Genomic DNA, 17,368 nt, shown 5'->3' on the forward strand with positions numbered 1-17,368 from the left:
GCCCTCCTTACGCGCGGTCCGCCACGCGCTCGCCCATGATGCCGGACGGACGCACCGTCAGCACCAGGATCAGCACGACGAACGCGAAGATGTCTTGGTAGTGGCTGCCGAGGAAGCCGCCGGTCAGGTCGCCGATGTAGCCAGCGCCCAGGCTTTCAATAATGCCCAGCACAATACCGCCCAGCATGGCGCCGTAAATGTTGCCGATACCGCCCAGCACCGCTGCGCAGAAAGCTTTCAGGCCCGGCAGGAAGCCCATCGAGAACTGGATCGAGGCGTAATTCGCGCCCCACATCACACCAGCCACCGCCGCCAGAGCCGCGCCCAACGCGAAGGTAGCGATGATGACCTTGTTCGAATCCACGCCCATCAGCCCGGCCACGCGCGGGTTTTCCGCCGTGGCGCGCATGGCGCGGCCCATGCGGGTTTTCTCGACCAGCAGCACCAGCCCGGCCATCGAAATCAGCGCCAGCGCCAGCAGCAGAATTTGAGTAGGCGAAATCAACGCGCCGCCAATGGCGATCGGATCAGCCGGCAGCAGCTGCGGGAACGGCAGCGGGTTGCGGCCCCAGATCATCATGGCAAAGGTGTTTAGCAAGGTCGACACGCCGATCGCGGTGATCAGCGGCGCCAGACGCGGCGCATTGCGCAGGCTGCGGTAAGCCACGCGCTCGATGATGATGTTGACGATCATGCAGACCGGAATCGCACCGCCGATGGCGATGGCCAGCTTGATATAGCCAGGCAAGTCCGGGAAGTGCTGGTTGAGGATGTTGAGGATGGTGAGGCCGGTCATCGCACCGATCATCAGCACGTCGCCGTGGGCGAAGTTGATCAGGTTCAGCACGCCGTACACCATGGTGTAGCCCAGCGCGACCAGTGCATACATGCTGCCCAGCACTAGCCCGTTAATGATTTGTTGGATAAAAGTATCCATTTTTGCCTTTACTATTGTTATTGCGACCATGTAACAAAAACGGCACCCGGGTGTCCCCGTAGTGCCGCCGTTGACTACACGCCCACGATGCAAGTTTTATGCCTGAGCGCTATCTCATCACCCGTTTAGAGCGAAGCAAATAATAACGAACATTCCGAAAAACTAATCGTGGAATAATACCAACGGCACTGAATTATATTCCGTGCCGTCCAAACAATAGTTAGATTGTGCCCTCGACTGGTGCAGCTTTTGGTACACCGTCCAGACCTTTCGGCAGTGGGAAGGTGACATTTTCCTCCACGCCTTCCAGCGGACGCACGCTGCGCACGCCCAGTTCCTTCAGGCGGTCGATCACGGCTTGCACCAATACTTCCGGCGCCGACGCGCCCGCAGTCACGCCCACGCGCAGCTTGCCGTCCAGCCAGGCTGGATCGATCTGGGTGGCGTTGTCGACCATGTAGGCTGGCGTGCCCTTCTTTTCCGCTACTTCACGCAGGCGGTTGGAGTTGGAGCTGTTCGGGCTGCCGACCACGATCACCACTTCCACTTGCGGCGCCATGAACTTCACAGCTTCCTGGCGGTTGGTGGTGGCATAGCAGATATCACCCTTTTTCGGCTCGATAATGGCGGGGAACTTGCGTTTCAGCGCGTCGATGATGTCGGCGGTGTCGTCCACCGACAGCGTGGTCTGGGACACGTAGGCCAGTTGTCCTGGCTTGGTTACTTCCAGCTTTTCCACGTCGGCTACGGTTTCCACTAGGTACATGCCCTCGTCGGTCTGACCCATCGTGCCTTCGACTTCCGGGTGGCCGTCGTGACCGATCATGATGATTTCGCAGCCCTGCTTGCGCATCTTGGCCACTTCCACGTGCACCTTGGTGACCAGCGGGCAAGTCGCATCAAAGATGCTGAAGCCGCGTTCATTGGCTTCCGCGCGCACCGCTTGGGACACGCCGTGGGCCGAGAACACCAGCGTCTGGCCGGCCGGCACTTCGCTCAATTCTTCGATAAAGATGGCGCCCTTGGCGCGCAAGTCGGCCACCACATAGGCGTTGTGGACGATTTCGTGACGCACATAAATCGGCGCGCCAAACTGCTGCAAGGCGCGCTCGACGATTTCGATCGCACGGTCAACGCCGGCGCAGAAGCCGCGCGGCTGGGCCAACAGGAGTTCTTTATCGCTCATGCCATCCTCACAGGACCGAGATCAGTTGCACTTCAAACTTCAGCGGCTGGCCGGCCAGCGGATGGTTGAAGTCGAATACGCAGGTTTCAGCGCCCAACTCGCGCAAGATGCCGGCAAAGCGGCCGCCGCCCGGTGCGGCGAAATCAACCAGGTCGCCGATCTTGTAGTCGGCGTCCGGCGCCGAGTTGGCGTCCAGCGTGGCGCGGCTGACTTCGCGGATCAGCTCAGGGTTGCGCGGACCGAAGCCGACACCTGGCTCCAGCTCGAAAGTCTTGTGCGTGCCTTCTGGCAGGCCGATCAGCAATTCTTCCAGCACCGGCGCCAACTGGCCCTGGCCCATCAGCAGCGTGGCGGGCGTGGTGGCAAAGGTGGTGACGATATCGGCGCCGTCCAGCGAGGCCAGGCGATAGTTCAGAGTGAGGTACGACGATGCGGTGACGACAGGTTGCTCGGTAGACATGACTTAAGCTTAGATGAACTAACAAAGGCCATATTGTAAGCCACCTTTGATCCGCATCGCCTTCCCCGCTCAAAACTCATGCAAAGTAAATGGCGATTACGGAGAAACCACCATGCCCATCCTGAACTGGCCAGAAGAAAAACGCCCGCGCGAGCGGCTGATGCGTGAAGGCGCGCAAGCGCTGTCTGACGCCGAACTGCTGGCGATCTTCCTGCGCACCGGCGTCAGCGGCAAGGACGCCGTCCAACTCGGACAAGAAATGGTGCGTCACTTCGGCTCCCTGCAAAAACTGTTTGCCGCCAGCCTGCCGGAATTCGCCGAAGTCAAAGGCCTGGGACCGGCCAAGTTCACCCAGCTGCAAGCGGTGATGGAACTGGCGCGGCGCGCCATCCTGGAAGAACTGCAAGCCGGCTCCATGCTCAGCTCGCCCCGTGCGGTGAAGGAATACCTGCGCACCACCTTTGCCGGCAAGCCCTTCGAATCCTTCCACGTGCTGTTCCTCGACGTCAAAAACCGCCTGATTGACGCGAAGGAAATGTTTCGCGGCACGCTGACCCACACCTCGGTCTACCCGCGCGAAGTAGTGAAGGAAGCACTGGCGCGCAACGCCGCCAGCGTGATGCTGGCCCACAATCACCCTTCCGGCACGCCCGAACCAAGCGAGTCGGATCTTGTGCTGACCAGGGCCCTGATGCAGGCCTTAGCACTGGTCGATATCCGCGTCCTCGACCACTTTGTGGTCGCAGGGCATCAAATCCACTCCTTTGCCGAGCATGGACAACTGTAGGTTTACCCCTATGCGCTCAAGGGTTTACGAGTGAATTCATAATTGTTAAATATTTTCACACTATCTAGACACAATTGTTTTTCGTAAGTGATTGAAAAAGCTGATTTTTTTGGATATACTCTTGTTTTTCCAATTTTGGAATGTCTTTTAAGGAGTGCGTTATGGCACGTGTTTGCCAAGTAACTGGGAAGAAGCCGATGGTCGGCAACAATGTTTCCCACGCAAACAACAAAACCAAACGTCGTTTCCTGCCTAACCTGCAGAACCGTCGTATTTTTGTTGAATCTGAAAACCGCTGGGTCTCCCTGCGTCTGTCCAACGCTGGTCTGCGTGTAATCGACAAGGTCGGCATCGATGCCGTTCTGGCCGATATGCGCGCCCGTGGCGAAAAAGTCTAAATAGGGAGCTATCATGGCAAAAACTGGCCGCGACAAAATCAAGCTGGAATCGACCGCTGGTACTGGTCACTTCTACACCACGACCAAAAACAAGCGCACCATGCCTGCGAAAATGGAGATCACCAAGTTTGATCCTAAAGCTCGCAAGCACGTGATCTACAAAGAAACCAAGATCAAGTAATTCGATCTTCGCTTCTCTGAAAAAAAGCCACTCATTGAGTGGCTTTTTTTTATGGTGCTGCGGTTTGCGCATCGGCATCGGTCAAGGTGCGCAGGAAGGCGACGATGTCCTGCACTTCCGCTTCGTCCAGCGCTGGTTGCTCACCAGGCTTGCGGTTCAATGGCGCGGTCAGGCGGTCGACGTTGTTGCGCCAGGCTGGCGGCAAATCGTCGTAACGGCCGTGTGGATACCAGCGCTTCGGCTTGAGGTCACGGTCGGCGTAGAAGCGCACCGCGTCGGCCAGGTTGTCGAACACACCGTTATGCATAAACACGCGGCGGGTTGCTACATTGCGCAAGCTAGGCGTCTTGAAACCACCGCAGTACTTCTGGTCCAGCGCGGCCGGCGTCTTGCGGGCCGGACCGCATAGGCCGACGTCGAAGAACGCAGGATCAGCATTGACCGCCAGCTTGCGGTTACGCGGCACACCGAGGATGGCGAACGAATAATCAGTGAACAGTGGCGCCGCACCATTCGCGCCGGGCGACGCGATGTGGCAGGAGACGCAGTTGCCCTTGGATGGATCGGCAAACAGTTGCAGTCCGCGCTGCTCTTGCTGGCTCAGTTGCGCCTGCCCTTTCAGCACCTGGTCGAATTTACTGGTGTACGGCGCGAAACTTGGATCGTCCAGCTGAAAGCGCTCCAGCGCCATCGTCAAGCCATCCACGGCCTGCTTGTCGTCGGCCAGCGCAGCGGCGCCGAACAGGCGCGAGAACTCTTCAGCATACGATGCCTTGCGCAGCTTGGCAGCTAGCGAGGCATCGTCGCGGTTGGCCATTTCAGCCTGATCAAACAGTGGTCCGCGGGCCTGCTCGTGCAGCGTGTCGAAACGGCCGTCACGGGTAAAGCCGCCGGTCGGCACCGAGTCGGCCTCGATCTCGCGTTCGATCGGATCGCGCTGGTGCTCCTTGAACCAGCGCGGCGTGCGCGGCAGCACGTAGCGTAGCGACGGCACAGAGCGAAAGCCGTGCTTGTCCATGCCCTCGCCGCCCGGCTGCACCGGCTGACCGTCCGGTGGACCGTAGGCATGGGCTGGGCTGTGGCAGGTAGCGCAGGACTGGCGGCCCGATGCCGACAGCGACGCGTCAGAGAACATCTGGCGGCCCAGGGCCGCCATCGCAACACGGTTATCGGCAGCAACCGGCGCCGGAGCGGGCGCGCGGTTACAGCCAACCATGAGAAATGCCGCACCCAGCGCGGCAACTACATCAGTTCGTGAAAATGTCATCACCAAATGCTGCCAGGCCCGATTGGTTCGCGTAGCCCAGGTATTCCTTGATCTTGAAGATTTGCTCGATGCTCTTCAGCAGTGAGTAGTGGTTGTATGCGGTATTGCTGACCGTGCCCGGTTTGATAAATGGTGAGATCAGCACAGCACCGGTACGGCCGCCGCCCGCAGCCGGGAAGCTCAGGTCATATTGCATGGTGGCCGAGACCGGGAAAGTCAGCGTCAGCGGATATTTGACGTTCGGGCCGCCCTGCTGGTTGCAGCACGCTTCGGCGGAATTGTAGCTGACCACGATATGCTGCTTGCCGGACGAATCCACAGTCACGGTCTGACCTGCGGTGGCGCCGCCTTCGTCGAAGTTGATGATCAGCAGGCCATCCTTCTTGTAGGCTTCCGATGCCAGGATCTTCGGCACCCAGACTTTCAGGAATTCGTCAGCAGTCTTCAGTCCGCCAGGCTGGCCGTTGATACAGCCCTTGCCCGCTGCGCCGGTGCCGTCGCCGTCGTGGCCGTCGTTGCAGACGTTCGGCGTAATGAACACGAAGTTCGGCGTGCTATCCACCTTGGCCAAGTCGCCTTCCAGCTTGTCCAGCGCGACCACATTGGTCTTGCAATCCGGCGAATCGATAATCGAGTGGAAGTACACGAATGGATTGTGACGGGCAGCGTACTGGTCGCCCTTCGGCACCGCAGCGCTCGGCGCCAGCTGGTGGTTGGTCTGGTCGGTGGTGCCGATGGTTGGGTGGCCGCAAGTGGCGCTTTCACGGGTTGGGTCATTGCCCATGTCTTCCATGTAGCCGCGCCAGGTCAGGCCGGAAGTTTTCAGCTGGTCCGGCAGGGTCTTGACGGCGGCAGGATAAACGCAGCCATCGCCCACAGGCAGGCCTTCGGCGCTGGTGCCGGTCTGGACGAAATCGGTATAGGTGGTGCAGTCGGCCGCGCTCGATGGCGTCACTGGCTGGCCGCTGATCATGGCGATGTAGTTGGTCAGGCTGGCGTGGCCGGTACCGTAGTACTGGGTCAGCAGCGCGCCCATGCCAGGCAGGGTCTTTTGCAGGTAAGGATTCTGGGTGCTGTTGACGAAGGAGTCGTTGTAGTCCTTGTTTTCCAGCGTGATGACAAATACGTGCTTGACACGCTGCGCACCGGTATCAACCTTGTCGCTGCTGCCGCAAGCAGCCAGCACGGTCGACAGCGCCGCAAGGCTGGCGACGGCTGCCCATTTGAAGTTCAATCCCAATTTCATTTTTGTCCAATGTATGGTGGTGAAGAGCCCGCAGCTTACGCAGGCTTTATTACGCCGATATGACAAAAACAAAATTGATATTACCAAAAGTTATAATAGTTGAAGTTTCGCTGACGAGCAACCAAAAAAATCCCGCCGAAGCGGGACTTTGGAGAAATTCGATTTTTACGCGTAGCTACGCAGTCGCAGCGAGAATTCTTGCAGGGACTGGATGCCCGACGCTTCCGCGCGGTTGCACCAGTCTTGCAGCTTGTGCAGCAACTGGTCGCGGGTGAAGTGCGAACGCTCCCAGATCACGCCCAGTTCCACGCGCATATTGTGCATGGTTTCCAGCGCTTTGCTGTGCTGGAACAGTTCCGACAGCTGCTGCTGTTGCGGCGCTTCCAGCTTGCCCGGCTCGCGCTGCAGCAGCTTGCGCGAAGATTTCAGGAAGCGCGATTCCAGCTCGGCCTTGTGCTTCAGGTGTTCCAGCTCTTCTTTCCATGCACGCTTGACCGATTTGGCGTACTTGGCCATCACGTCGTAGCGGTTGGCGATCACCGATTGCAGGGTATCGAAGTCGGCTTCCAGCTTATCCTTGGCGAACTTCGGCTCCGGTGCGCGTTTCTTAACCTTGGCCAGGCCGACCATTTCCAGCGCGCGGATGTAGCCCCAGCCGATATCGAACTCATACCATTTCGACGACAGCTTGGCCGAGGTCGCAAACGTGTGATGGTTGTTGTGCAGCTCTTCGCCGCCGATCAGCAGGCCGAACGGGATAATGTTGGTCGCTGCGTCCGAGCAGTCGTAGTTGCGGTAGCCCCAGTAGTGGCCGATGCCGTTGATGATGCCGGCCGCCGTGATCGGGATCCAGATCATTTGCACCGCCCACACGGTAACGCCGATCACGCCAAACAGCGCGAAATTGATCACCAGCAGCGACGACACGCCCAGCGCGCTATGGCGGGTGTAGACGTTACGCTCCATCCAGTCATCCGGCGTGCCGTGACCGTACTTTTCCATCGTTTCCTTGTTCTTGGATTCAGCGCGATACAGCTCGGCGCCTTCCCAGAACACTTGCTTGATGCCGCGGGTGACCGGGCTGTGCGGATCTTCCTCGGTATCGCATTTGGCGTGATGCTTGCGGTGGATCGATGCCCACTCCTTGGTCACCTGGCCGGTGGTCAACCACAGCCAGAAGCGGAAGAAATGGCTGACGATAGGATGCAGGTCCAGCGCGCGGTGCGCCTGGCAACGGTGCAGGTAAATCGTCACACTGGCGATGGTGATATGGGTCACCGCCATCGTGTAGAAGAACACTTCCCAAGCGCTGAAACGGGTAATACCGTTCGACAGGAAATCCAATACTGCGTATAAACTCATTACTACTCCAACCAAGATTGTGTTTTTAACAGGCGTACGTCGCCCGCCGTTCTTACTTTTGGACAGTATTGTACGACGATTTTCCCTGAATCACTGACTATTCCTTAGGCACGATCGTGCTTTCTTGTCCCGCGAGGGGCGCGGGCACCGGACCGAGGATGCGCATTTCCCGTTGCGGGAATGGCACAGAGATATTGTGCTCCTTAAGCGCGCGCCAGATCGCACGGTTGACATCCGAGGTCACGCCGCCGCGGCCATTCTCCGGATCGCGGATCCAGAAATTGACGGTCAGGTCGAGGCCGTCTGCGCCAAAGGTAGTCAGGTTGACCGATGGCGGCTTGTCCTTCAACACGCGCTCGACCGACAGCGCAGCATCCGTCAGCAACTGAATCACCATGTCGACATCGGTATCGTAGGCCACTGACACTTTGGTTGAGATGTTGACGTTGCTATTGGTCAGCGAGGAATTCTGCACCGCGCCCGACACCAGCATTTCATTCGGCACGATGGACTCCATGCCGTCCAGGCCCTGCAGCACTGTGTAGCGGGTGTTGATTTGCGTGACGCGGCCGCTGTATTTATCGACCGTGATCATGTCGCCGATGGTCAGCGAGCGGTCCAGCAAAATCACAAAACCGGACACGTAGTTGCTGGCGATCTTTTGCAAGCCCAGCCCCAGGCCCACACCCAGCGCGCCACCAAACACCGACAGCACCGTCAGGTCGATCCCCACCAGCGACAAACTCATCAGCACAGCCACAAGGATCAGCAGCGCGCGCGCGGTGCGCGACACCACCACCCGCAGGTTGGTGTGCATGCCCTGCACTTTCATCAGCCACTCTTCCAGCGCCGCGCCGGCCCACAGCGCCAGCATCAGCAGCACGATCACCGAGGCGGTCGCTTGCAGGATATCGGCGATGGTGACCTTGTATTTACCAATCGGCAGTACCGTGCCATCCATGAAGGCGAACACGTCCACCCACAGGCCGGTGATGTACAGCACGAAGGCCAGCCACACCAGCAGCTGGAAGGTTTTCTCGAACGCCAGCATGGTGGCGCTGATGGTGCGGCCATTGCGCGCGAACACGCGGCGCACCAAATAGAAGGTGAAGCGGATCACCGCCAGCGAACCGAAGATCGGCATCGCGATCTTGATCCAGTTGACGTGCGTGTAGTGAAACTTGGCCAGGATCACGCGCGACAAGGCCAGCAGGCTGATCACCGCCAGCGGCGCCATCACCCGCCCAAAGCTCTCGACGCCAAAGCCCAGCACGCCCGAGTGCGTGTGCGCCTCCTGCCGGCCGTAGCGCTTCTTCAGCAGCCGCGCCAGCCCGAAGCCGATCAGCACCGATACGATAATGGCGGCCAGCTGCCACAGCAGGCTGGGGTCGTTCAGGTCGCCGGTGAGGTCATCGATCAGGTTGAGCAGGGGCTGTTGTTGCGGCATCGTATAAGCGTAAAAATGGTTGAGGTATGTACTTTAACAAAAAAGGCCGGGGAGTCCCCGGCCTGTTGAATTACTCGTCGTCTGCTGCTTCTACTTCTTCAGCTTCCTTGGCCTTTTTCGGCATCTGCTTGCGCTCGAACACGGCAGCGAAGAAGCCGTCGGTCTGGTGCTTGTGTGGCAGCAGCTTCAGATAGTCGCCCATGTCCAGTTCGATCTTTTGCTCGGCCAGCGCCTTGCTCATCGGGACCAGTTCGAAGTCCGGGTGGCCTTCCAGGAATTGCTTGGCGATGAATTCGTTCTCATCATCCAGCACCGAGCAGGTGGCGTAGACCAGGCGGCCGCCGCCTTTGACCAGGCGCGCGGCGCCGGCCAGAATCGCCGCTTGCTTGATTTGCATTTCGCCGATGGCTTCCGGCTTCTGACGCCATTTCACGTCCGGGTTACGGCGCAGGGTACCCAGGCCCGAGCATGGCGCATCGACCAGCACGCGGTCGATCTTGCCGGCCAGGCGCTTGATCTTGGCATCGCGCTCGTGCGCGATCACCACCGGATGCACATTCGACAGGCCACTGCGCGCCATGCGCGGCTTCAGCTTGGCCAGACGCTTTTCGGACACGTCAAACGCGTACAAGCGGCCGGTGTTGCGCATGATCGCACCCAGCGACAGCGTCTTGCCGCCAGCGCCAGCGCAGAAGTCCACCACCATTTCACCGCGCTTCGGCGCGACGATGGCCGACAGGATCTGGCTGCCCTCGTCCTGCACTTCGATATGGCCGTCCTTGAACAGCGGCAGGTTTTGCAACTGCGGCTTTTGCAGCACGCGCAAGCCTTGCGGCGCAAACGGCGTCGGCGTCGCGCGAATCGGCGCTTCGGCCAGCTTGGCGATAACTTCTTCGCGGTTGGCTTTCAGCGTATTCACGCGCAGGTCCAGCGGTGCTGGCTGGTTCATGGCGTCGGCCAGCGCCAGCGTTTCTTCTTCGCCCATTTGCTCAACCAGCTTCTCGAACAGCCATTTCGGCATGTTCGAGCGGCTCGACTTGTGCATCAGCGCACGGTCGATGCCCATGATGCGGGTCACCCACTCAGCTTCCTCTTCGCTCACGCCGCCCAGCGCTTCCAGGCCGACCGCATCGGCCATGCCCAGCAAGGTCAAGCGACGCATGGTGGCGCCGCCGCCCGCTTCGGAGAAATCGGTGTAGAAGTTTTTATTGCGCAGCACGTTGTACACGGACTCGGCAATGGCGCCGCGCTCGCGGCCGCCCAGGCGTGGGTGATCTTTGAAATAGCGCGACAGGGTGGTGTCGGCTGGCGCGGCAAAGCGCAAAATCTCGCGCAACACTTCTTCGGCGTTGGCGAGTATCGCTGGAGGCAATCTCATGGAATTCCTTGGTTAGATTTTTACTTACTGTGGTCCACTTGGACCGCGCCCTGCGCTAGTGACAACCTGTCTTCTACAAACCAGCGCACCGCGCGTGGATAAATGACATGTTCCTGTTCCAGCACGCGGGCCGACAGGGTTTCGACCGTATCATCCGGCAGCACAGGCACGGACGCCTGCAGCACCATCGGCCCGTGATCGAGTTCGGCCGTTACGAAATGCACCGTGGCGCCATGTTCCTGCACGCCGGCGGCCAGCGCCTGCGCGTGCGTCGCCAGGCCCGGGAACAGCGGCAGCAGCGACGGATGAATATTGAGCATGCGGCCCGCATAGTGCGTGACGAACGGCTCGGTCAGGATGCGCATGAAACCGGCCAACACCACCAGATCGGGCTGGAAGCCGTCGATCACAGTTTGCAGGGCGGCGTCGAACTCGGCGCGGCTGGCGTAATCCTTATTGGCGACCACGGCGGTGGCAATCCCGTGCTCGGCGGCAAATGCCAGCCCGGGCGCATCCGCGCGGTTGCTGATCACGGCCGCAATGCGGGCCGGCCAGCGCTCCGCCTGGTGTGCGCGCACGATGGCTTCCATGTTGCTGCCGCGACCAGAAATAAGGAGGACGATGTTTTTCATAACCCGGCATTGTACCTTGTCCACAGGCGCAGGGCCACTCAAAAGGCAAGAATTGTTGCAATGCAGCAGGGATTAGCCGACCGTGGGAAGCCCGCTGCAGCGCGGGCGCGGCGGGGAAACGGGCTTACTCGAAGGAGTAAAACACCCGGAATGGCACTTTTTTGTCGGCCCAGTAATCGGCAGCGTCGCGGAAGACGTCCAGCACGGTTTCCCTTGCTTCCTTGTCAAATTTTTGGGTATTCGGCAACTGATCCAGCACGATCAGGAAACCGGTTTGCTCACCGGCCTTGGACATGGTCTCCGTCAGCGTTTCACGCAGCCCGTCGAAATTTTTGCCTACTCCCTTGGGAAACTGGAATGCTTCCGAAATCAGGCCCAGTACTTGCTGCTTGGTGGCACCAGTAATCGGGTGCGCATACAGAAAGTGGTGGCCCAGCCGGGCCGCTTCCTCTTGCAATTCGTTGATGCGGAAGGCACGAATCGATTGCACGAGGTTGGGCGGCACGCTCATCAGCAAGCTCATGTTCCCCTCAATTTGACCTGGTATGTACGGAGTGTCCACTTTACTGTCGGGAGTGCCTAACTTGTGTATTAAAGAGTAAATAATTTGAGCACCTGTCCACTAAATATGGCCAGCAGGTCGGCGCCAGCCATTCAATCCCATACCCATATTAGGGTAACGTGTTGTTCCTCCTAGATCAACACGTATGTGATGTCTAACGCAATATTTGTTAAAAACAGAAGATTTTTGAAGGTTTTAGGGGTGAAATCAGCACAATTCAGCGCGCCTCCCTTATAGCCCGCTGTTACAATTTGTTGCCACAGATACCAGTCAGCCACTAGTCGAGGAATCGCTAGGGGATTACCATAGGAATCATGCAATATCAGATTTCCCCTGATAGACATCCTGAACCAATACGAGGTATCACATGAACTTGCAAGCCAAATTGATCGCATCTGCCCTGTGCCTGAGCGCCCTGCCGTTTGCCCAAGCTGCCGATTTTGAAGATTACGGCCGCGTGGTGCGCGTCACCCCGCAAGTGGAGCAAATCAACCGTCCACGCCAGGAATGCCGTACCGAGTACGTCCAAGTCCAGCAGCCTGCACCTGAGCGCGGCGTTGGCGGCGCCATCCTGGGTGGCCTGGTCGGCGGCCTGGCCGGTAACCAGGTAGGCGGCGGCTCCGGCCGCTCGGTCGCCACCGCAGCGGGCGCCATCGCCGGCGCGCTGGTGGGTGACCGCGTGGACAACGCCAACACCCCGAACCAGGGCGGCGTGCAGGAACAAGCCGTGAAACAGTGCCGCACCGTCGACCACTGGGAATCGCGCAACACCGGTTACGAAGTGACCTACGAATACCGTGGCCGCAACTACACCAGCAATATGTCCTACGACCCGGGCGAGCGCATCCGCCTGCGCGTGGCAGTGGAACCGATGCAGCGTTGATCTGACGCAGCTCCCTTGCAATGCCGGCCTTGCGCCGGCATTGTTGTTTTCAGATAATGCCGGTTCACCTTCCGCATCCATTCCCCAATGTTAATTAAACGCAAATCCATCGAAAAAGTAGAATCCTCGCGCCCGGCCTCGGCGCCCGCGCCGGCCAAGGTGCGCAAGCCGAAATATGCGCCGGTGACCTTGTCGGAGCTCGATGGCGTGCGCTATCTGCATTTTGGGACGGAATGGGTGCAGGGCGCGATGCGCATCCGCAAACCCAACTGGCCGGAGCTGGAGTACGCACAGCAGATGATGGCATGGATGCTGTGGCTGGAGCAGCCGCAGCGCATCGCCCAGCTGGGCCTGGGTACGGCAACGCTGACCAAGTTCTGCTACAGCACCTTCCCGCAGGCCCAGGTGACCGCCGTCGAACTGAATCCGTCGGTGATCACCATCTGCGAATCGATGTTCAAGCTGCCACCCAACGATCAACGCCTGCAGGTGCTGGAGCAGGATGCGCTGGACTTCGTCAACGACAAGGCCAACTTCAACACGCTGGATGTGCTGCAAGTCGACCTGTACGACGCCACCGCGCGCGGCCCGGTGCTCGACACGCCGGAGTTCTACACCTCGTGCAACGCCTGCCTCAGCGACGACGGCGTGATGACCGTCAACCTGTTCGGCGACCACCCAAGTTATGCCCGCAACATCAAGGCCATCAAGTTCGCCTTTGCACAGGTAATTTGCCTGCCGCAAGTACATGATGGTAACGTGGTCGCGATTGCCTTCAAGCGCGCCCGCGACATCGATGCCGCCGCGCTGGCCGCACGGGCTGCGCAGATCGTCGCCGACACCAAGCTGCCGGCCAAATCCTGGGTCAAGGGCATCACGGCAAAATAACTGGAAAGGTAGCCGCATCAATGGGTTCAGCGCTCGATCTGCAACAGATTTACACGTGGCTGCTGGCCGACGGCATGATACGCAAAGCCGAGGTCAAGGAACTGTACGCGCAAAGCCAGGGCATCCTGAAGAACACCAGTGGCTATATGCATCCGCTCTGCGCGGTGGCGCACGCCAAGCTGCTGTCGGCACGCCCACCGCACAAGCTGCTGACGCTCGATGCGCTGTGCGAATGGCTGGCGCAGCGTGTCGGCCTGCCCTTCATCCGCATCGATCCGCTGAAGATTGATTTCACCAAGGTGGCCGACGTGATGTCGGCCAGCTACGCAGCCCGCTTCAACATTCTGCCGGTGGAGCTGACCGCCGACACGCTGGTGGTCGCCACCGCCGATCCCAACAACCACGAGTGGGAAGCCGAGATCGCCAAGATTTCGCGCCGCACGGTGCGCTGCGTGATCGCCAATCCGCTCGATATCGCGCAATACATCACGCAGTTCTTCAGCTTGGCCAAGTCGATCAAAAAGGCCAACAAGTCCAGCGGCAATGACTTGGCGCTGCGCAACAACTTCGAGCAGCTGGTCGAACTCGGCAAGAGCAACAAACAAGTCGACGCCAACGACCAGCACGTCATCAACATCGTCGACTGGCTGTGGCAGTACGCATTTGAACAGCGCGCGTCCGACATTCACCTCGAACCCAAGCGCGACATGGCGGCCATCCGCTTCCGCATCGACGGCGTGCTGCACCAGGTCTACCAGGTGCCGGCGGTGGTGATGATCGCCATGACCGCGCGCATCAAGCTGCTGGGGCGCATGGACGTGATTGAAAAGCGCCGTCCGCAGGATGGCCGCATCAAGACCCGCACCGCCGGCGGCCAGGAAGTCGAGCTGCGCCTGTCCACCCTGCCGACCGCCTTTGGCGAAAAACTGGTGATGCGTATCTTCGATCCGGACGTAGTGGTGAAGACCTTGCCGGAACTGGGCTTCCCACTTGACGACGCCGAGCGCTGGGACCAGCTGACCCAGCGCCCGCATGGCATCATCCTGGTCACCGGCCCGACCGGTTCGGGCAAGACCACCACCCTGTACACCACGCTCAAAGCATTGGCCACCTCCGAGGTCAACGTCTGCACCGTGGAAGACCCGATCGAGATGGTGGAGCCGGCCTTCAACCAGATGCAAGTCCAGCCCGGCATCGAGCTGTCGTTTGCCGACGGCGTGCGGGCGCTGATGCGGCAAGACCCGGACATCATCATGGTCGGTGAGATCCGCGACCTGGCCACCGCCGAGATGGCGATCCAGGCCGCGCTGACCGGCCACCTGGTGCTGTCGACATTGCACACCAACGACGCGCCATCGGCCGTCATGCGCCTGCTGGAACTGGGCGTGCCCTACTACCTGCTGGAAGCCACGCTGATCGGCATCATGGCGCAGCGCCTGGTGCGCACGCTGTGCGAGGACTGCAAGATCGCAGGCGGCGAACTGAGCGACGATATCTGGCACAGCCTGGCCGGCGAGTGGAAGCTGCCCAAGCCGGACACGGTCTACCAGCCGGTCGGCTGCCCCGAATGCCGCCAGACCGGCTATCGCGGCCGCACCGGCTTGTACGAATTGCTGACCGTGACCGAAGCCTTCAGTTCGCAAGTGCGCGAGGAAACCGACATCCAGGCCCTGCGCCGCCAGAGCATGGCTGACGGCATGAAGCCGCTGCGCATCGCCGGCGCATTGAAGATCCAGGAAGGCGTGACCACCGCCGATGAAGTGCTGAAAGTAACGGCCGCCCTGGGACTCAAATAAAAAGCCCTTTGCAATTGGCGGACATCGGTCTATAATACGGCCTCTTTCGGGGGTCGTTAGCTCAGCTGGTAGAGCAGCGGACTTTTAATCCGTTGGTCGCAGGTTCGAATCCCGCACGGCCTACCACCGAATTCCTAAAAAAGCTTCCAATCGGAAGCTTTTTTTTCGTCCCTCACCAGCCTACATCGAGCACTCCACCTTCACCGTCGAGCGCCGCGCCAGACTGCCCACATCAGCTGCTTCCATATGCTTGGCCTTGGCGTCCTGCTGCACGTGCGAGGTGCCGAAGTCGACGTTCGACGCTTCCAGGAAACCCGACAGCGTCGCCGTATTGATGGCGAAATTAATATTCTGCGGAATGCTTCCAATTGCCTGCCCCAGCGCCACCACATTGAGCTGGGCCACCACCACGCCGACCAGCTGGCCATAGGTATCGAGTACCGGGCCGCCGCTGTTGCCGGGCTGGGTAGGCACGGACATCTGGAACTGGGAGGTATCGTTGTTCACGCCGCCCAGGCTGGTGAGCGTGCCGGTGTTGACGCTGGCCGCTGCGGCCAGTATGCCCGCCAGCGGATAGCCGAGCGTGATCAGGTCATCGCCGGGACGGACGCCGCGGCCCGCACGCACTTTCAACGGCGGCGCCTGCAGGTTGGCCACACTCAGCAGCGCGAGGTCGTTGCGCTCGTCCTTGGCGCGCAATACCGCCGGCAAATCAAATGGCATGATCTTGATGTTCTTGCAGTCTTTGACCACATGATAGTTGCTCACCACATAGGTCGGCCCCACGCCAATGACAAAGCCGCTGCCGCTACGGGCGCCGCCAGCGGGCGCCTTGACCACCGTGCTGCCAGCAGTCGCAGGCAGCGTGCCCGCTCCGGCACCGGCAGCCTTGAAGGCATCGGTCGCGATAATCGCCTTGGCGATGTCGGCGGGAACTGGCCACTGCTTGGCCTTGTTTTGCGCTTCGGCCAATTGGGCCGGCGTCAGCTTGGCCGCTACCCGCTCGAAGCCCGCTTTCGACGAGCTGCGCCGCGAATCGCGGGCCAAGGCCAGCGTGTACCACATGTCGGCCGCCACCAGGTCCTGCACCAGGCCGCCACGGGCATTTTCATAAAACACCGCGACCCAGTCCAGCGCGTCAACATCCCGCAAATAGGCTGCGCTGAGCAGCCACTTGAGCGCTTCCGCATCGTCGCGCGCGACGCCATTGCCGCGCGCATAGGCCGCGCCCAGGCTACGCTGGCCATTCGGGTCCATCTGCAAGGCCGACTTGCGATATCAGCTGACCGCCTGGTAGAGATCCTTCTCAACCACCTCGCCGTCGCGGTAAAAATCGCCCAGCCATGCCTGCGCCAGCGAATGGCCCTGCTCCGCTGCACTGCGGACCCACGGCACCGCAGCAGCCTTGTCCTGGGTCAGGCCGCCGATGCCGCGGTACAGGCTTAAGCCATACCATAAGCGGGCGTCGGGATACGCCATATCGGCAGCCTTCTTGTACAGGGCGACGGCCTTCTGATCGTCACGCGGCAGGCCATTGCCCAAATGGGTCTGGCGGGCCAGCAGGTAGATCGATTCCGGGTCGCCAAGGTCGGCGCCTTTTTTGAACAGCTCCAACGCAGCGCCCTCGTCCTTGACCACGCCCTGCCCTGCCAGCCGCATGCGGCCCATGGCGGCCATGGCTTTCGGGTCTTCCTTCTCGATCAGTGGCTGCAGGAGCTTGACTGCGGTCGCATAATCACGCTTCTTGATGGCCTCCTTGGCCGCCGCCAGCTCATTGTCCTGCGCATGCGCATGAAGAACAGCAGACAGCATCACCGCCAGGGCCAAGCATGAGATTTTCTTCATAAAGTTTCAGACACCGAAAATTAAACAAGGATAAGTGCAAAAAACGCCATCAGCATCATGCGTCAAGCAAGACTAGCCTGTCAAATATGCAACCTTCGCTCCTACACTGAATG

18 protein-coding genes and 1 tRNA gene are annotated in these 17,368 nt (G+C 60.0%); 7 read left to right on the forward strand and 12 right to left on the reverse strand.

The window, feature by feature from the left end:
• Positions 1-7 precede the first annotated feature (7 nt).
• From GTP46_RS15525 to GTP46_RS15535, 3 genes are all read right to left on the reverse strand, one after another.
• Entirely contained in the window at positions 8-937 is a 930-nt protein-coding gene (locus GTP46_RS15525) for a branched-chain amino acid ABC transporter permease (protein ID WP_161007548.1), read from the reverse strand.
• Positions 938-1,157: 220 nt separating this feature from the next.
• A complete protein-coding gene (gene ispH, locus GTP46_RS15530) occupies positions 1,158-2,123 on the reverse strand; it encodes a 4-hydroxy-3-methylbut-2-enyl diphosphate reductase (RefSeq protein ID WP_161007549.1) in 966 nt (321 codons plus the stop codon).
• A 7-nt stretch (positions 2,124-2,130) separates the two neighbouring features.
• Positions 2,131-2,583, reverse strand: coding sequence for an FKBP-type peptidyl-prolyl cis-trans isomerase (locus tag GTP46_RS15535; RefSeq protein WP_161007550.1), 453 nt, complete (start codon positions 2,581-2,583; stop codon positions 2,131-2,133).
• A 112-nt stretch (positions 2,584-2,695) separates the two neighbouring features.
• Between GTP46_RS15535 and radC the strand changes: the two genes are divergently transcribed.
• The 3 genes from radC to rpmG all read left to right on the forward strand — a co-directional run bounded on the left by radC (position 2,696) and on the right by rpmG (position 3,949).
• Positions 2,696-3,370: a RadC family protein gene (gene radC / locus GTP46_RS15540; protein ID WP_161007551.1), complete on the forward strand. Its 675-nt coding sequence runs from the start codon at positions 2,696-2,698 to the stop codon at positions 3,368-3,370.
• Positions 3,371-3,531: 161 nt separating this feature from the next.
• Positions 3,532-3,768, forward strand: a complete 237-nt coding sequence (gene rpmB, locus GTP46_RS15545; protein WP_008451488.1) for a 50S ribosomal protein L28 — start codon at positions 3,532-3,534, stop codon at positions 3,766-3,768.
• A 13-nt stretch (positions 3,769-3,781) separates the two neighbouring features.
• Complete coding sequence (gene rpmG / locus GTP46_RS15550; RefSeq protein WP_005665735.1) at positions 3,782-3,949, forward strand: 50S ribosomal protein L33; 168 nt, start codon at positions 3,782-3,784, stop codon at positions 3,947-3,949.
• 49 nt (positions 3,950-3,998) lie between these two features.
• Here rpmG and GTP46_RS15555 read toward each other — a convergent pair whose 3' ends face one another.
• The 7 genes from GTP46_RS15555 to GTP46_RS15585 all read right to left on the reverse strand — a co-directional run bounded on the left by GTP46_RS15555 (position 3,999) and on the right by GTP46_RS15585 (position 11,804).
• Complete coding sequence (locus tag GTP46_RS15555) at positions 3,999-5,165, reverse strand: cytochrome-c peroxidase (RefSeq protein ID WP_229258963.1); 1,167 nt, start codon at positions 5,163-5,165, stop codon at positions 3,999-4,001.
• A 31-nt stretch (positions 5,166-5,196) separates the two neighbouring features.
• Positions 5,197-6,462: an alkaline phosphatase family protein gene (locus tag GTP46_RS15560; RefSeq protein WP_161007552.1), complete on the reverse strand. Its 1,266-nt coding sequence runs from the start codon at positions 6,460-6,462 to the stop codon at positions 5,197-5,199.
• Between the two features lie 165 nt (positions 6,463-6,627).
• On the reverse strand, positions 6,628-7,824 hold the full coding sequence (locus tag GTP46_RS15565; RefSeq protein ID WP_161007553.1) for a DesA family fatty acid desaturase: 1,197 nt from the start codon (positions 7,822-7,824) through the stop codon (positions 6,628-6,630).
• A 97-nt stretch (positions 7,825-7,921) separates the two neighbouring features.
• Positions 7,922-9,271, reverse strand: coding sequence for a mechanosensitive ion channel family protein (locus tag GTP46_RS15570; protein WP_161007554.1), 1,350 nt, complete (start codon positions 9,269-9,271; stop codon positions 7,922-7,924).
• A 70-nt stretch (positions 9,272-9,341) separates the two neighbouring features.
• On the reverse strand, positions 9,342-10,649 hold the full coding sequence (locus GTP46_RS15575; protein ID WP_161007555.1) for an RsmB/NOP family class I SAM-dependent RNA methyltransferase: 1,308 nt from the start codon (positions 10,647-10,649) through the stop codon (positions 9,342-9,344).
• 20 nt (positions 10,650-10,669) lie between these two features.
• On the reverse strand, positions 10,670-11,281 hold the full coding sequence (purN, locus tag GTP46_RS15580) for a phosphoribosylglycinamide formyltransferase (protein WP_161007556.1): 612 nt from the start codon (positions 11,279-11,281) through the stop codon (positions 10,670-10,672).
• 124 nt (positions 11,282-11,405) lie between these two features.
• Positions 11,406-11,804 (reverse strand): barstar family protein, encoded by a 399-nt coding sequence (locus GTP46_RS15585; RefSeq protein ID WP_202414293.1) that lies wholly within the window; start codon positions 11,802-11,804, stop codon positions 11,406-11,408.
• Positions 11,805-12,210: 406 nt separating this feature from the next.
• Between GTP46_RS15585 and GTP46_RS15590 the strand changes: the two genes are divergently transcribed.
• The 4 genes from GTP46_RS15590 (at position 12,211) to GTP46_RS15605 (ending at position 15,536) form a co-directional block, all read left to right on the forward strand.
• A complete protein-coding gene (locus GTP46_RS15590; protein ID WP_161007557.1) occupies positions 12,211-12,726 on the forward strand; it encodes a glycine zipper 2TM domain-containing protein in 516 nt (171 codons plus the stop codon).
• A gap of 87 nt (positions 12,727-12,813) precedes the next feature.
• Positions 12,814-13,614 (forward strand): spermine/spermidine synthase domain-containing protein, encoded by an 801-nt coding sequence (locus GTP46_RS15595; protein ID WP_161007558.1) that lies wholly within the window; start codon positions 12,814-12,816, stop codon positions 13,612-13,614.
• A 20-nt stretch (positions 13,615-13,634) separates the two neighbouring features.
• On the forward strand, positions 13,635-15,410 hold the full coding sequence (gene tfpB, locus GTP46_RS15600; RefSeq protein WP_161007559.1) for a type IV pilus assembly ATPase TfpB: 1,776 nt from the start codon (positions 13,635-13,637) through the stop codon (positions 15,408-15,410).
• 50 nt (positions 15,411-15,460) lie between these two features.
• Positions 15,461-15,536 (forward strand) — tRNA-Lys (locus GTP46_RS15605).
• A 54-nt stretch (positions 15,537-15,590) separates the two neighbouring features.
• Here GTP46_RS15605 and GTP46_RS15610 read toward each other — a convergent pair.
• Together GTP46_RS15610 and GTP46_RS15615 are read right to left on the reverse strand one after the other, a co-directional pair.
• Complete coding sequence (locus tag GTP46_RS15610; RefSeq protein ID WP_161007560.1) at positions 15,591-16,667, reverse strand: trypsin-like peptidase domain-containing protein; 1,077 nt, start codon at positions 16,665-16,667, stop codon at positions 15,591-15,593.
• Between the two features lie 21 nt (positions 16,668-16,688).
• Complete coding sequence (locus GTP46_RS15615; RefSeq protein WP_161007561.1) at positions 16,689-17,255, reverse strand: tetratricopeptide repeat protein; 567 nt, start codon at positions 17,253-17,255, stop codon at positions 16,689-16,691.
• Positions 17,256-17,368: the final 113 nt, after the last annotated feature.

Origin of the sequence: Duganella flavida (genome assembly GCF_009857445.1) — a bacterium.
Lineage (GTDB): Bacteria > Pseudomonadota > Gammaproteobacteria > Burkholderiales > Burkholderiaceae_D > Rugamonas > Rugamonas flavida.